Raw genomic sequence first — 13,314 nt, forward strand, 5'->3', positions numbered from 1 at the left:
CGACACCGATCCCGATCGGCCCGAGCGTGGGCACGCCCCCGCCGGGACCGGCAACCAGGGGCCCCGGTTCGACGACCGGGCCGGTCGCTGGGTGGGGGCGTCGGTGCCACGCCGGGAGGACCCACGCCTGCTCGGCGGCCGGGGTCGTTTCGTCGACGACATCGTGCTGCCGGGGATGCTGCACGCCGGGTTCGTGCGCTCGACCGTCGCGCACGGACTGGTCAGCGAACTCGACCTCGCCGCCACCCGAGCGACCCCCGGCGTCGTCGCCGCCTACGACGCGGCCGATCTCGATCTCGGGGACATCGTCGCGCTCCTCGACCGGCCGGCCGCCGAGTTCACCCCCACCGCGATGCCGATCCTCGCCGGTAGGCGCCGGAGCGGGCGGAGCGACGGGGGACCCGACAAGGTGCGGTTCGTCGGGGAGCCCATCGGGCTGGTCCTCGGGAACGACCCCTACGTCGTCGAGGACGGGATCGAGGCCGCACGCGTGTCCTACGAAGCCTTCGCCGCGGTCCTCGGCGGCGAGGGCGCCGCGGGGGTCGCGGTGCACGAGGAGGCCCCCGACAACGTCCTGCTCGACGTCTCGATGTTCGACACGCCCGGGGTCGACGAGGCGTTCGCCGCCGCCGGGTGCACGGTCGAGGTCGTCACGCGCTCCGCGCGCCAGAACGCGCTGCCGCTGGAGACCCGCGGCGTCGTCGCCTCGTGGGACGCCCGGGACGACCAACTGCTCGTACAGACGTGCAGCCAGGTCCCCCACCAGGTGCGGACGGTGCTCGCCCGCTCGCTGGGAATCCCGGAGCGCACGGTGCGGGTGACGGTGCCCGACATGGGCGGCGGGTTCGGGCAGAAGTGCGTGGTGGGCCGGGAGGAGATCGCGGTGGCCGCCGCGGCGAAGCGCCTGGACCGGCCGGTGAAGTGGATCGAGGACCGGCGCGAGGCGCTCACCGCCGGGTTCCTCGCCCGCGAGCAGCGCTACCGCACCCGGGCGGCCTTCGACGCCGACGGGCGCATCACCGCGCTCGACGTCGACGTCGTCTGCGACATGGGCGCCTACTCCTGCTACCCCTTCACCGCGGGCATCGAGCCGCTGATGGCGTCGGCGGAGATGCCGAGCGTGTACCGGGTCCCCGCCTACCGCGTGCGGGGCCGTGCGCTGACGACGAACAAGGCGCCGAGCGCCCCGTACCGCGGGGTCAGCCGGCCGCAGTACGTCACGGCGATCGAGCGGGTGATGGAGAAGGCCGCCCGCGAGCTGGGGTTCGACCCCGTCGAGCTCCGCCGCCGCAACGTGATCACCGAGTTCCCCTACCTCGGGATCAACGACGTCACCTACGACCCGGGGACCTACCGCGAGTCGCTCGACCTCGCCGAGGCGACGATCCGCGAGGAGGGCTGGGAGCGGGTGCGCGACGAGGCCGCGGCGGACGGTCGCGCGGTCGGCATCGGCTACTGCTGCTTCTCCGAGCGCACCGGCTACGGCTCGGAGGCGTTCGCGAAGCGCAGGATGACCGTGGTCCCCGGCTTCGACGTCTCCGAGATCCGGATGGACACCACCGGCTCCGTGGTCGTCACCAGCGGGACGATGAACCACGGGCAGTCGCACGAGACGACGTTCGCGCAGATCGTCGCCGACCGGCTCGGGATCGACGTCGAAGCCGTGAAGCTGCGCCAGGGCGACACCGAACGGATCGCCTACGGGTGGGGCACGTTCGCGTCGCGGTCGGTGACGATCGGCGGGTCGGCGGTGGCGCTGGCCTCCGAGCGGCTCGGCGAGCTGTTGTGCCGGATCGCGGCGCACCTGCTCGAGACCCGGCCGGAGAACGTCGCGCTCGACGGCGACGGCGGGGTGGTCCAGCTCGACGACCCGTCGCGCCGGATGGACTTCACCGACATCGCCGACGTCGCCTACCTGCGCGCGCACCTGCTCCCCAAGGACGTCGAGCCCACGCTGTCGGCGACGGCGAGCTTCGACGTCCCGGGGGACGGGACATTCTCCAATGCCACCCACGCCGTCGTCGTCGAGGCCGACCGCGGCACCGGGGCGGTGCGGATCCTGCGCTACGTGTGCGTCGAGGACTGCGGGGTGGTGATCCACCCGCAGGTCGTCGACGGCCAGTGCCGCGGCGGGATCGCGCAGGGCATCGCGGGCGCGCTGTTCGAGGAGGTCACCTACGCGGAGAACGGCGAGCCGTCGGCGGCGTCCTTCATCGACTACCTCGTCCCCACCGCCACCGAGATCCCGGACGTCTCGATCCGCCACCTCGAGACCCCCTGCGCGTTCACCGCGAACGGCGCGAAGGGCGCCGGAGAGGGCGGGACGATCGGCGCCCCCGCGGCCGTGCTGAACGCCGTCAACGACGCGCTGCGCTCGACGGGCGTCGAGCTCGACGCCACCCCGATCCATCCCCAGACCGTGCTGGCCGCGCTGGAGGGCTCCGATGTCTGACCCCCACCTGCTGTCCCTGACCGTCAACGGCACCGAGCACGAGGTCGTCGTCGAGCCGCGCCGGACGCTGTCCGACGTGCTGCGGGGGGACCTCCGCCTGACCGGCACCCACGTCGGCTGCGAGCACGGGGTGTGCGGCGCGTGCACCGTGCTCGTCAACGGCCTGCCCGCCCGGGCGTGCCTGATGTTCGCGGTGCAGGCCGAGGGCTCCGAGGTGCGGACCGTGGAGTCGCTGGCCTCGGCCGACGGCACGTTGTCCGACCTGCAACAGGCGTTCTCCGACCACCACGGCCTGCAGTGCGGGTTCTGCACGCCCGGCTTCCTCATGCTCGCCGAGGGGGTGCTGACCGAGAGTCCCGGCGCCGACCGCGAGGAGCTCCGCGAGGCCCTCTCGGCCAACCTCTGCCGCTGCACCGGCTACCAGACGATCGTCGACGCCGTCTGCGCCACCGCGGCCGCCCGGAAGGAGGCGACCCCGTGATCCTGGACAACCACCTCGACGTCCCGGCCGACCCCGACGCCGTGTTCGCGCTGATCAACGACGTCGAGCGGGTGGCGGGCTGTCTGCCGGGCGCAACGCTCGACGGCCGCGAGGACGACGCGTACCTGGGGCGCGTGACGGTGAAGGTCGGCCCGGTCAAGGCCGCCTATGCCGGAAAGCTGCGGTTCACCGAGGTGCTGCCCGACGAGCGCACGCTGCGGCTCTCGGCCCGGGCCACCGACGCGCACGGGGCGGGCGACGCGGAGGCCGACGTGGTGCTCACGGTCGCGCCGTCCGGTGGCGGGTCGGCCCTCGACCTGCGCACCGACCTCGTCGTCCGCGGGAAGATCGCGCAGTTCGGCAAGGGCGCGATCACCACCGTGTCGAATCGCCTGCTCGACCAGTTCGCCCGCAACCTCGCGGCGCAGCTGGAGGGCCCGGCCGCCGCCCCGGATGTCAGCGATGCGGCGTCGCTGACGTCCAGTGTCAGGAGGTCCACATCGTCGACCGAGCCGACTCCGGCCGGCGGCGAGCCGCTCGACGGACTCGCGATGCTGCTCCCGCCGAACGCCGGCCGGTACGCCGCGCTCGTCGCCGCCGCCGGGATCGCCTTCGCGCAGGGCTGGCTGCTCGGCCGCCTGCGGGGCAAGAACGAGCTGATCGAGGAGCTGCGCCATGCCCGCCGCTGAGCACGGAGGACTCCACGGCGCCGACGCCGACGCCCTCTACGACCGCGCGGGCTTCGGCGCCGCCGTCCCCCGCGGGCCGCGCCCGGCCCTCGTCGTCGTCGACCTGACCCGGGGGTTCACCGAGCCCGGGTTCCCCTCGGGATCGGACCTGACCGCCGAGGTCGAGGCGACGAACCGCCTCGTCGCGGCGGCCCGCGCCTCCGGTACCCCGGTGGTCTGGACGGTCATCAGCTACACCCCCGCGGAGGCCGACGGCGAGGCGATCGCGTGGCTGCGCAAGGCTCCCGGGATGCGCGCGCTGCGCGACGGCAGCGACGCGGTCGCCCTCGACCCGCGCCTGGACCGCCGCGACGACGATCACCTCGTCGTGAAGAAGGGGGCCTCGGCGTTCCACGGCTCCGTCCTGGCGACGCTGCTCGGCGGTCTCGCGACGACGACCGCCGTCGTCTGCGGCGCGACCACCTCCGGCTGCGTGCGGGCGACCGCCGTCGACGCCGTGCAGTCGGGCTTCGACACCCTCGTCGTCGCCGACGCCTGCGGCGACCGTGCGAAGGGCCCGCACGACGCCGCGCTGTTCGACGTGGCCGCCAAGTACGGCGACGTCATCGATCTCGACGACGCCCTCGCCTACCTCTCCGGGAGCTCGCGATGAGGACCCTCACCCAGGCCGCCGTGGCCGACCTCGCCGACGTCCCGGCGACGAGCCGCTGGGTCACGACCGGGCAGGGCGTGCGCCTGCACGTCCTCGACTACGGGCCGGGTGACGCCGTGCCCGTGCTCGTCGTCCCCGGGATCACCAGCCCCGCGATCGCGATGGACTTCGTCGCCCGCGGGCTCGACGGCGTCCGCCCGCTCGTGCTGGACGTGCGCGGGCGCGGCTTCTCGGACGAGGGCGACGACTACGACCTCACCACCTACGCGACGGACGTCGAGGCCGTCGTCCGGGCGCTCGATCTCGACGGGCCGATCCTGTTCGGGCACTCGATGGGCGCGCGGATCGCGGCGGCGGTGGCCGCCCGGAACGAGGTCCCGGTGCGGGGAACCGTGTTGGTCGACCCCCCGATGAGTGGTCCCGGACGGGGCCCGTACCCGACCACGCTCGCCGCGTTCCTCGGCCAGCTCGCCGAGGCGCAGCGGGGCACGGACGCCGACGAGGTCGCCCAGTCCTGGCCCCGCTGGCCGCGCCGGGAGCAGGAGCTCCGGGCGCGCTGGCTCGCGTCGTGCTCGGAGGCGGCGATCGCGGCGACGCACACCGGGTTCGAGACCGAGGACTTCTTCGACGTCTGGCCCGGGGTCCCGGCGCCGACCGTGCTGATCCACGGCGGCGACAGTCCGGTCGTCACCGCCGACGGGGCACGGGAGGCCGCGGCCGCCAACCCGAAGGCGACGCTCGTCGAGGTTCCCGGCACGGGGCACATGGTGTTCTGGGACGACCCGGCCGCCGGGCTCGCCGCGGCCCGCGACGCCCTCGCCGCCGTGCTCTGACCCTCCCCCGACGACGGGGGCTTGCCGGGCACCCGCCGCGCGGAGGGATTCAGGCCGGGGCGACCGCCGGAGCCGGGACCTTCCCGGAGAGCAGGTGACCCGCGCCGGGGACCCAGGGCTCCAGACCCAGCTCGCCGAGGATGCGGAACGTCGTCGCGGTGGCCGCGGACAGCACCGGGATGCCGACCTCGTCCTGCACTGCCTCGATCGACGGCAGCGACGGCATCTGCACACAGGCCGACAGCACGAGGGCGTCGGCCCCGCTCAGGTCGAGTCGGCGGTGGTGTCGACGCAGGTCGGAGGGGTCGAGCCGGGCAACGGCGAGGTTGTCCGGCACCTCCAGGGACAGCGAGTCGACGACCTCGATGCCGGCGTCGGTCAGGTAGGCGACGACGGCCGCCGTCAGGGGCTTCATGTACGGGGTCACGATCGCGACCCGCCGCGCGCCGAGCGCCTCGATCCCGGAGATCAGGGCTCCCGCGCTCGACACCACGGGCGCCGTGGAGCCCTCCGCCCGCAGGGCGCGGGTGATGTCGTCCTCGGCGGTGCAGTGGAAACCAGGGCCCTGCGCCATGATCGCGACGAGGCAGGCGGTCGCGACGACGTCCGGGCGCGCGTCGGCCAGCTCGGCCGCGGCCCGTACCGCCTGGTCGTTCATGGCCCGCAGCTGCTCGGGCGTCACGTGCTGCATTCGCGCCCGCGCGGCGTGGAAGACGAACCGGTCGTCGGGACGGGCCTGCTCCCGCGCGACGAGCATGCGCGGGAGCTCGGTCTCCATGGTCAGGTTGGAGCTCGGGACGATCATCCCCACGTGATGCGTCCGGCTGTGGTGGTCGGTCATCGCTTCGCGGCGGGACGCATCTCGGGGACGGTCAGCTCGCCCTTGTCGACGATCAGCTCGTCGTCGAGGTGCAGGGAGTTCCCGCGCATCGGGATGTCGAAGTGGCAGGGGGTGTCGTTCGGGCCGCCGAGCTCGTTGTTCGGGCCGATCGAGAACATGACGTTGCCGTAGAAGCTGCGGAGCTCCATGCCCATCCCGCCGGGGAACTGGGTGAGGCCGTGCCAGTGCGCGCGCTCGTCGAGGCCCCAGCCGACGTGGGACATGCCGTAGCCGCGCGGGTCGTCGAAGCTCTGGATGTAGGAGCTCAACAGATCGGCGTCGAGCGAGCCTCGGATGTCGCGGATGAATCCCTGCTCGATCGTCAGGGTGACCGGGGTCTGCACGTAGGTGTTGAACGGCAGCAGCACGTCGCCGGGCGAGAGCACGATCCGGCCGTCCACACCGTCGTCGGCGCCGCCGGAGAACACGAACGCGGCCGGCCAGTGGTCCCAGCGACCGGGGGTGTCGGTGTAGCCGTACTCGCTCATCGTCGGGTAGACGCCGAGCCGGTAGGTCACATCCGTGCCGCCCGGACTGGTGATCCGCATCGTCGAGGCCTTCGCCAGCAGCTCGGCACCGATCTCGACGCGCTCGCGCAGCTCGGTGGTCGGCATCAGGCGTGCGAGCAGCTCCGGCGGCTCGACCGCGGTGAGGATGCGGGTGCCCGCGTCCTGGATCGCGAACTGTTCGGGGCTGAACAGCAGGAACGTGCAGTCGACGAGCATGTCGACGGCCTGGAGCGCCTCGACCGCGAGCGGGATCCGCCCGAGCCCGGAGTCGCCGACCGCCCAGGCGCCCGACGCGCTCGTCGGCGGGGGCAGCCGCAGGTGGTACGCCGCGGCGCCGAGCTGCTGCGCGGCCCACAGGAACGCGTCGGCGTACTCGCCGCGCTCGGCGCCCCGGGTCAGCACCGCCACGGTCTCGCCCTCGTGGACGCCGGACAGCGTCAGCTGCCGCAGGCAGATGTCGTTGAACAGGTTCTGGTCCATCTCGACCACCTCCACATATGATCCGAGCACGTACTATCCGAGCACGCAAGGCCCGCGACGGAATCGTCATGCCCGCGCCGGGCTGGGTGGCGCGTCACAACCCAGGCTCTCTAGGGTGGCCCGGACGTCCCCGGACCCGAGGAGCCCACGATGGAGTGGACCGGCGCCCGCTACGCCGACCAGCCCGAGGTCGAGGTCGAGACCTGGATGGCCGCCCCTCCGGAGCGGGTGTGGCCCCTCGTCAGCGACGTCGGGGCGATGCCGGCCACCAGCGGGGAACTGCAGGCCGTTGACTGGACGGACGGCGCGACCGGACCGTGCGCCGGAGCCCGCTTCGTCGGGCACAACAGCCACCCGTCGCTGGGCGAGTGGTCGGCGACGGCGACCGTGGTGACGTGCGAGCCGCCCGCGGAGTTCGCGTGGGAGGTCGACGGCGAGGGCGGCCCCGCGGCCCGGTGGTCGTTCCGGCTCGAGGGCGACGACGGCGGGACACGGGTCCGGCAGCACGTCCGGCTCGGGCCCGGGCGCTCGGGGCTCAGCCACGCCATCGACCGTATGCCGGACAAGGAACAGAAGATCGTCTTCGTCCGGCTGCGCGAGTTCGAGGCCTCGATGACGGCGACGCTCGCCGCGATCCGCACCGCCGCCGAGTCCTCCTCTGAGGGCGCTGTTCCGTGAGGACCGCAACGACCGTCGAGGGCTCGGATCCGGCAACCGTCGACTTCGTCGTCGAGGCCGAGCGCCTCGGGCTCGACGAGTGCTGGGTCGCCGAGGCCTGGGGCTCCGACGCGCCCTCGGTGCTCGGCTTCCTCGCCGCGCGCACCGAGCGCATCCGGCTCGGCTCGGGCATCGTCCAGGTCGGCACGCGTACCCCGGTCGCCGTCGCGCAGGCCGCCCTCACCCTCGACGCCCTGTCCGGCGGCCGGTTCGCGCTCGGGCTGGGCTCGTCCGGGCCCGGAGTGATCGAGGGGCTGCACGGGGTGCCGTTCGCGCGGCCGCTGACCCGGATGCGCGAGACGATCGAGGTCGTCCGCCAGGCGTTCGCCGGCGAGAAGATCGCCTACTCCGGGACCACGGTGTCCATCCCGCTCCCCGGCGGCGAGGGACGGCCGATGCGCCTGTCGATGCCCGCCAACCCCGACCTGCCGATCTACGTGGCCTCGCTGTCCCCGCGGATGCTGGAGCTCACCGGGGAGGTGGCCGACGGCTGGCTCGGGACCAGCTTCGTGCCCGAGGGTGCGTCGGCCTACTTCGACCACCTCGACGCCGGGCTCGCGCGCTCCGGGCGGTCCCGGGCCGACCTGACCGTCTGCCAGGGCGCCGAGGTCGCCTTCGCGCAGGACGAGGCTGAGCTGGCCTCCATGGTGGCGGCGCGACGGCGGGGACTGGCGTTCTCCCTGGGCGGGATGGGCACCGCGAGCACGAACTTCTACCACGACGCGTACGCCCGGCAGGGCTGGTCGGAGATCGCCGACGCGGCCCGCGAGCGCTGGCAGGCGGGCGACCGCGACGGCGCCGCGGCACTCGTCCCGGACGAGATGGTGCTGGCCACGACGCTGCTCGGCACCGAGGAGATGGTGCGCGCCCGGCTGGCGGTGTGGCGAGATGCCGGGGTCGACACGGTCCGGCTCTACCCCGCAGGCGAGAACCTCGACGAGCGCCTCACCACGCTCGGCCGCGCGATCTCCCTGGTGGCTGACGCCTCGTGAGCAGAAAGCGCCCCTATACCCGCATGGAGTGCTCAACAGCGCGGAGCGCACCTACTAACACCACATCCAGCCGGCGCGGCCCGTGGACGCCCTCGACGCGGTCGAGCTCGATGTCGCTGGTCGCCGACGGCCCGGAGACGAACGTGAGCGGGCGGGACGGATCGAGCCGCGCGATGGCCTCGGGGACCGAGCAGACGACGTCGGCGGCCCGGATCACGCAGACGTGGTGGTCGGGCACCAGCGTGATCACCCGCCGTCCCTGGTCCGGGGAACCGGAGTCCAGGACGAACGTGCCGGTGTCGGCGACGGCGACCGCGGCGCCGGTGACGACGGCGTCGAGGTGGTCGAGCGCGTCGACCGACAGCGGCGGTGAGTCCCGGTGGACCTCGCCGGAAAAGGCCGCGAGCCAGGCGTCCGGGAGGCCGGGGGGCACGACGATCCCGGTGGCGGCCTCGAGGAACGCCGCCACGGCCGTGGGGACGTCCGCCTCGGCGGCCACCCGCACGACGGTCGCACGGTAGTCGGTCAGGGTCTCGTCGAGCCGGGCCACGGCCTGCTCGCCGCCGGGCGCGTACCGCCCGGCGGGCCGGTAGTTCCGCGGCACCACGACCGGCGACGACGGGGCCCCGGCGTCCCGGGCCGAGCGCAGGCGGGCGAGGACCAGCTCACGGGTCGAGCTCCGCTGCGCTGCGTCTCCCGGCTCACGGGCGTCCATCACGTGTCCCCGTGCGTCCGCGTCCACCACTGCCGGAAGGTCTCCACGGGCGGCGCGGGCAGGTCGCGGGCGTTCGTCCAGCCCGCCAACGGCCACGGCAGGGACGTGATCCGGCCCTTCCGCCCGGCCAGGACCCGCCCCACCCCGAGGGCCTTCTCGGCGAGCCGGAACCGGCCCGGGGTCGTCATGGTGATCGCCGCGGCCTGCATCGCGACGTCCAGCCCGGTGGGCCGGGTGTGGGAGGCGACGGCGGCGGCGCGCTGCTGCACGAGCAGGTACGGGATGTCGATGCGCACCGGGCACGCGTCGAAGCACGCCCCACAGAGCGACGAGGCGTACGGCAGCGAGGCGTTGACGTCGTCGGGACCGTTGATGCCGGTCATCTGCGGGGAGAGCACGGCCCCGATCGGGCCCGGGTAGACCGAGCCGTACGCGTGCCCGCCGGTGCGCTCGTAGACCGGGCAGACGTTCAGGCACGCCGAGCAACGGATGCAGTGCAGCGCCTGGCGTCCGTCGGGCGAGGCGAGCACGTGCGAGCGGCCGTTGTCGAGCAGCACCAGGTGGAAGGCCTGCGGTCCGTCGCCCGGGGTCACCCCGCTCCACGTGGAGGTGTACGGGTTCATCCGCTCGCCCGTCGACGAGCGCGGCAGCAGCTGCAGGAACACCTCGAGGTCGGCCCACGTCGGGACGAGCTTCTCCACGCCCATGACGGTGATCAGCGTCTCGGGCAGCGTCAGGCACATCCGCCCGTTGCCCTCCGACTCGACCACCGAGATCGTCCCGGAGTCGGCGACGGCGAAGTTGACCCCCGAGATCCCGACCTTCGCCGCGAGGAACTTCCGGCGCAGGTGCGCCCGCGCGGCCATCGCGAGCCTGCGGGGATCGTCGGACAGCGTCGGGTCCACGTCCGGCATCTCCCGCAGGAAGATCTCACGGATCTCGGCGCGGTTGCGGTGGATCGCCGGGACGAGGAAGTGGGAGGGCCGGTCGTGCGAGAGCTGCACGATCAGCTCGGCGAGGTCGGTCTCCAGTGCGGCGATCCCGGCGCCCTCGAGCGCCTCGTTCAACCCGGTCTCCTGGGTGGCCATCGACTTGACCTTGACGACCTCGTCGGCCCCGGTGCCCCGGACGAGGTCGACGACGATGCGGTTGGCCTCCTCGGCGTCGCGCGCCCAGTGCACCACCCCGCCGCGCGCGACGACCTGGGACTCCAGCTCCACCAGCAGCTCGGGCAGCCGCGTCATGGTGTCGGCCTTGATCGCCTCGCCCGCCCGGCGCAGCTCCTCCCAGTCGTCGACCTCGGCCACCACGCCCGCCCGCTTCGCGCGAATCGTGCGGGTGGCGTGCCCGAGGTTGCGGCGCAGCTGGGTGTCGGCGAGGGCCTTGTGGGCGGCGGCCGGGAAGGACTCGGTGCCGCGCAGGTGGCCGTGCGGGTCCGACGCGACCGTCGGCATGCCGAGCGGGACGGCGGTCACGGGCCGACCCCCGCTGCGTCTCCCGTCGCCCGGGTCGAGCTCCGCTGCGCTGCGTCTCCCAGCACCACGTCCGCCGAGGCGTTGCCCCGATCGGTACTGGCCAGGATCTCCGCCAGGTGCACCGTGCGCACCCCGGAGCGCAGCCGGGAGAGACCGCCGCCGATGTGCATCAGGCACGACGAGTCCCCCGCCGTGACGACCTCGGTCTTCGAGCCGAGCACGCAGGCCATCTTGTCGGCCAGCATCGCCGTCGAGGTCTCCGCGTTCTTCACCGCGAACGTCCCGCCGAACCCGCAGCACACCTCGGCGTCGGGCAGTTCCACCAGGTCCAGACCGCGCACCGCGCGCAGCAGCCGCAGCGGCTTGTCGCCCACCCGCAGCATCCGCAGCGAGTGGCAGGTCGGGTGGTAGGTGACCCGGTGCGGGTAGTAGGCGCCGACGTCGGTCACACCGAGGACGTCCACGAGCAGTTCGGAGAGCTCGTAGGTCCGCTCGGCGCCGTGCTCCGCGGCCCGCGCCAGTCGCTCGTCGCCCGCGCGGCGGGCGACCATCGCGTGCTGGTGGCGCACGCACCCGACGCACGAGCCCGACGGGGCGACGACCGCGTCGACACCCTCCTCGAGGGCGCGGCCGAACACCTCGACGTGGTGGCGCACGACCGGCAGCGCCGCGTCCAGGTAGCCGGTGTTGACGTGCATCTGCCCGCAGCAGGTCTGGTCGGCCGGGAAGACGACCTCGTGTCCCAGTCGCTCCAGCAGTTCCACGGTGGCGATCGGGGCCCGGGGGAACAGTGCGTCCCCGAGGCAGGTCGCGACGACGGCGATCCGCATCGGCTGCCCCTTCTCCCTCGACGACGACTCTCCGCCGTGGAGTCTGCCCGGCAGGTGCGCTCCGCGCTCGCCTGCGGGCGGTCCGTCTCGCCGGAGGACGACCGCGCCATCGGCCCGGTCTGCCCCTGGCTCAGGGGCACCACCGTGATTACAGTGTTGCAATGCCGCCGACGCTGTTCGAGTGGGCCGGCGGGCGCGACGCGTTCCGGCGGCTCATCGACGCCTTCTACGACCGGGTCGAGCACGACGACCTGCTGTCGCCCCTCTTCCCGGGCGGGGTCTCCGAGGAGCACCGCGCGCACGTCACGCTGTGGTGGGCCGAGGTGTTCGGCGGCCCGGCCGGGTACACCGACACCCTCGGCGGGTACGAGCGCATGCTCGCCCACCACCGCGATCTCGGCATCACCGCCGAGGCGCGCCGCCGGTTCGCCGAGACGATGAGCCGGGCCGCCGACGACGCGGGCCTGCCCGACGATCCCGAGTTCCGGGCCGCCTTCGTCGGCTACGTCGAGTGGGGCACCCGGCTGGCCCTCTACAACTCCCAGCGCGGGTCCGAGGTCGTCGAGCACGCCCCGGTCCCGCGCTGGGGATGGGGCATCGCCCCGCCCTACCAGCCGTCCTGACCCGGGGTCAGGCGACGGGTGCGGGAAGCTGCTCGGGCTGCCGGGCCGCGGGCGCCTCCGCGGACACCGTCGGGACCGGTCCGGAGGCCGGGGACGTGCGCGGCGCCGGGCAGCCGTCATCGGGCTGCGGGCCGCGACCCAGTTCCAGCGTCATCGGCGCGAAGCCGAGCAGGCGCTGGAAGTGGCGCAGGCCGGGCTCGAGGAACAGGGCGGTGTCCACGCCGAGGTGGCGCACCCCGCGCTCCGCGAGCTCGGTGACCAGGTGCGCGGAGAGGAGGTACCGCGAGGGACCCGCCTCCCGGCCCGGCGCCGCGAGCATGAGGTCGAGCCGCGCGAACACCCCGTCGACGGAGGTGAGGGCGACGACCTCGGTCGCGTCCTCGGCGTCACGGGCGAGCCAGGCGTGGACGAGCCCGGTGTGCAGGTCCTCGCGCACTGAGTCGATCAGCCCGTCCTCGCCGCGCGCCCGGAGCACCGCGGTGATCCGCACGTCGGCCTCGACCCGGCCCATGCGACGACAGGTCACGCCCGCCTCGATCGCCCGGTTGCCGTTGGTGCGCACCGCCTGCCGGGAGCGGCCGCGCAGGTACTCCTCGCCCCGGCCGGGCAGCGCCAGCACCGAGACCGCGAGCCGGCACGGGACCCCGCGCCGGTGCCCGCCGTACTTCGCCTCCATGCGGTCACCGAGAGCGGTGGGCGAGAAGCTCACCGCCAGGGTGGGGAGCTCCGCCAGCACCGGCAGGCGATCGCGCAGCGCGGGGACCGCGCACGCCATCGTCGCCGCCGCCCGTCGCACCCGTGCCTGCCGGCCGTCCCGCGCCTGCAGCGCCTCGCCGAGACGAACGAACTCCGGATCCGCCAGCCCGCTGCTCACACAAGCTCCCGTCGGTCGTGTCCTCCGTGGGAGCCCGCCGCTCCCACGCTGTCCACTCCCGACAACGGCGCGTCTGTATGGAGTTCCTGATACTCCGAACGGCTCACAAGCC

At 73.7% G+C, this 13,314-nt stretch carries 14 protein-coding genes; 8 read left to right on the forward strand and 6 right to left on the reverse strand.

What is annotated here, in order from left to right; translation table 11 throughout:
* The first annotated feature begins 91 nt into the window (after positions 1-91).
* From VGI02_RS22040 to VGI02_RS22060, 5 genes are read left to right on the forward strand one after another with little or no spacing between them, the layout of a single operon-like run.
* On the forward strand, positions 92-2,452 hold the full coding sequence (locus VGI02_RS22040; RefSeq protein WP_331630998.1) for a xanthine dehydrogenase family protein molybdopterin-binding subunit: 2,361 nt from the start codon (positions 92-94) through the stop codon (positions 2,450-2,452).
* Positions 2,445-2,933 carry a (2Fe-2S)-binding protein gene (locus VGI02_RS22045; RefSeq protein WP_331630880.1) on the forward strand — a complete coding sequence of 163 codons (489 nt, stop codon included), beginning with the start codon at positions 2,445-2,447 and terminating at the stop codon, positions 2,931-2,933. The genes VGI02_RS22040 and VGI02_RS22045 overlap by 8 nt, the downstream gene beginning before the upstream one ends.
* Positions 2,930-3,622: an SRPBCC family protein gene (locus VGI02_RS22050; RefSeq protein WP_331630882.1), complete on the forward strand. Its 693-nt coding sequence runs from the start codon at positions 2,930-2,932 to the stop codon at positions 3,620-3,622. Before VGI02_RS22045 ends, VGI02_RS22050 begins: the two co-directional genes overlap by 4 nt.
* Complete coding sequence (locus VGI02_RS22055) at positions 3,609-4,274, forward strand: isochorismatase family protein (RefSeq protein ID WP_331630884.1); 666 nt, start codon at positions 3,609-3,611, stop codon at positions 4,272-4,274. Before VGI02_RS22050 ends, VGI02_RS22055 begins: the two co-directional genes overlap by 14 nt.
* Positions 4,271-5,107, forward strand: a complete 837-nt coding sequence (locus tag VGI02_RS22060; RefSeq protein ID WP_331630886.1) for an alpha/beta fold hydrolase — start codon at positions 4,271-4,273, stop codon at positions 5,105-5,107. Before VGI02_RS22055 ends, VGI02_RS22060 begins: the two co-directional genes overlap by 4 nt.
* Before the next feature lie 49 nt (positions 5,108-5,156).
* Here VGI02_RS22060 and VGI02_RS22065 read toward each other — a convergent pair whose 3' ends face one another.
* Together VGI02_RS22065 and VGI02_RS22070 are read right to left on the reverse strand one after the other, a co-directional pair.
* Entirely contained in the window at positions 5,157-5,948 is a 792-nt protein-coding gene (locus tag VGI02_RS22065; protein WP_331630888.1) for an aspartate racemase/maleate isomerase family protein, read from the reverse strand.
* Positions 5,945-6,976, reverse strand: a complete 1,032-nt coding sequence (locus VGI02_RS22070; protein ID WP_331630890.1) for a 2,5-dihydroxypyridine 5,6-dioxygenase NicX family protein — start codon at positions 6,974-6,976, stop codon at positions 5,945-5,947. The genes VGI02_RS22065 and VGI02_RS22070 overlap by 4 nt, the downstream gene beginning before the upstream one ends.
* 150 nt (positions 6,977-7,126) lie before the next feature.
* On the opposite strand from VGI02_RS22070, the gene VGI02_RS22075 reads away from it, so the two are divergent.
* Positions 7,127-7,654 (forward strand): SRPBCC family protein, encoded by a 528-nt coding sequence (locus tag VGI02_RS22075; protein ID WP_331630893.1) that lies wholly within the window; start codon positions 7,127-7,129, stop codon positions 7,652-7,654.
* Entirely contained in the window at positions 7,651-8,685 is a 1,035-nt protein-coding gene (locus tag VGI02_RS22080; protein WP_331630894.1) for an LLM class flavin-dependent oxidoreductase, read from the forward strand. The genes VGI02_RS22075 and VGI02_RS22080 overlap by 4 nt, the downstream gene beginning before the upstream one ends.
* 13 nt (positions 8,686-8,698) lie before the next feature.
* On the opposite strand, the gene VGI02_RS22085 is transcribed toward VGI02_RS22080, so the two are convergent.
* The 3 genes from VGI02_RS22085 to VGI02_RS22095 are packed head-to-tail and all read right to left on the reverse strand — an operon-like array spanning position 8,699 to position 11,705.
* Entirely contained in the window at positions 8,699-9,400 is a 702-nt protein-coding gene (locus tag VGI02_RS22085) for a LutC/YkgG family protein (protein ID WP_331630895.1), read from the reverse strand.
* A complete protein-coding gene (locus VGI02_RS22090; RefSeq protein ID WP_331631001.1) occupies positions 9,400-10,854 on the reverse strand; it encodes a lactate utilization protein B in 1,455 nt (484 codons plus the stop codon). Before VGI02_RS22090 ends, VGI02_RS22085 begins: the two co-directional genes overlap by 1 nt.
* Positions 10,855-10,871: 17 nt before the next feature.
* Positions 10,872-11,705 (reverse strand): (Fe-S)-binding protein, encoded by an 834-nt coding sequence (locus VGI02_RS22095; RefSeq protein ID WP_331630896.1) that lies wholly within the window; start codon positions 11,703-11,705, stop codon positions 10,872-10,874.
* A 161-nt stretch (positions 11,706-11,866) separates the two neighbouring features.
* Here VGI02_RS22095 and VGI02_RS22100 point away from each other — a divergent pair, with 161 nt between their 5' ends.
* Positions 11,867-12,328: a group II truncated hemoglobin gene (locus VGI02_RS22100; RefSeq protein WP_331630897.1), complete on the forward strand. Its 462-nt coding sequence runs from the start codon at positions 11,867-11,869 to the stop codon at positions 12,326-12,328.
* Between the two features lie 7 nt (positions 12,329-12,335).
* On the opposite strand, the gene VGI02_RS22105 is transcribed toward VGI02_RS22100, so the two are convergent.
* A complete protein-coding gene (locus VGI02_RS22105) occupies positions 12,336-13,202 on the reverse strand; it encodes a hypothetical protein (protein ID WP_331630898.1) in 867 nt (288 codons plus the stop codon).
* Positions 13,203-13,314 lie beyond the last annotated feature (112 nt).

Origin of the sequence: Actinomycetospora sp., assembly GCF_036497245.1 — a bacterium.
Taxonomy (GTDB): Bacteria; Actinomycetota; Actinomycetes; order Mycobacteriales; family Pseudonocardiaceae; genus Actinomycetospora.

What these genes read in the sequence shown, in the direction of transcription:
- VGI02_RS22045 (WP_331630880.1), top strand. Translation starts at nt 2,445, where the DNA reads ATGTCTGACCCCCACCTGCTGTCCCTGACCGTCAACGGCACCGAGCAC.
- VGI02_RS22055 (WP_331630884.1), top strand. Translation starts at nt 3,609, where the DNA reads ATGCCCGCCGCTGAGCACGGAGGACTCCACGGCGCCGACGCCGACGCC.
- VGI02_RS22060 (WP_331630886.1), top strand. Translation starts at nt 4,271, where the DNA reads ATGAGGACCCTCACCCAGGCCGCCGTGGCCGACCTCGCCGACGTCCCG.
- VGI02_RS22065 (WP_331630888.1), bottom strand. Translation starts at nt 5,948, where the DNA reads ATGACCGACCACCACAGCCGGACGCATCACGTGGGGATGATCGTCCCG.
- VGI02_RS22070 (WP_331630890.1), bottom strand. Translation starts at nt 6,976, where the DNA reads ATGGACCAGAACCTGTTCAACGACATCTGCCTGCGGCAGCTGACGCTG.
- VGI02_RS22075 (WP_331630893.1), top strand. Translation starts at nt 7,127, where the DNA reads ATGGAGTGGACCGGCGCCCGCTACGCCGACCAGCCCGAGGTCGAGGTC.
- VGI02_RS22085 (WP_331630895.1), bottom strand. Translation starts at nt 9,400, where the DNA reads ATGGACGCCCGTGAGCCGGGAGACGCAGCGCAGCGGAGCTCGACCCGT.
- VGI02_RS22090 (WP_331631001.1), bottom strand. Translation starts at nt 10,854, where the DNA reads ATGCCGACGGTCGCGTCGGACCCGCACGGCCACCTGCGCGGCACCGAG.
- VGI02_RS22095 (WP_331630896.1), bottom strand. Translation starts at nt 11,705, where the DNA reads ATGCGGATCGCCGTCGTCGCGACCTGCCTCGGGGACGCACTGTTCCCC.
- VGI02_RS22100 (WP_331630897.1), top strand. Translation starts at nt 11,867, where the DNA reads ATGCCGCCGACGCTGTTCGAGTGGGCCGGCGGGCGCGACGCGTTCCGG.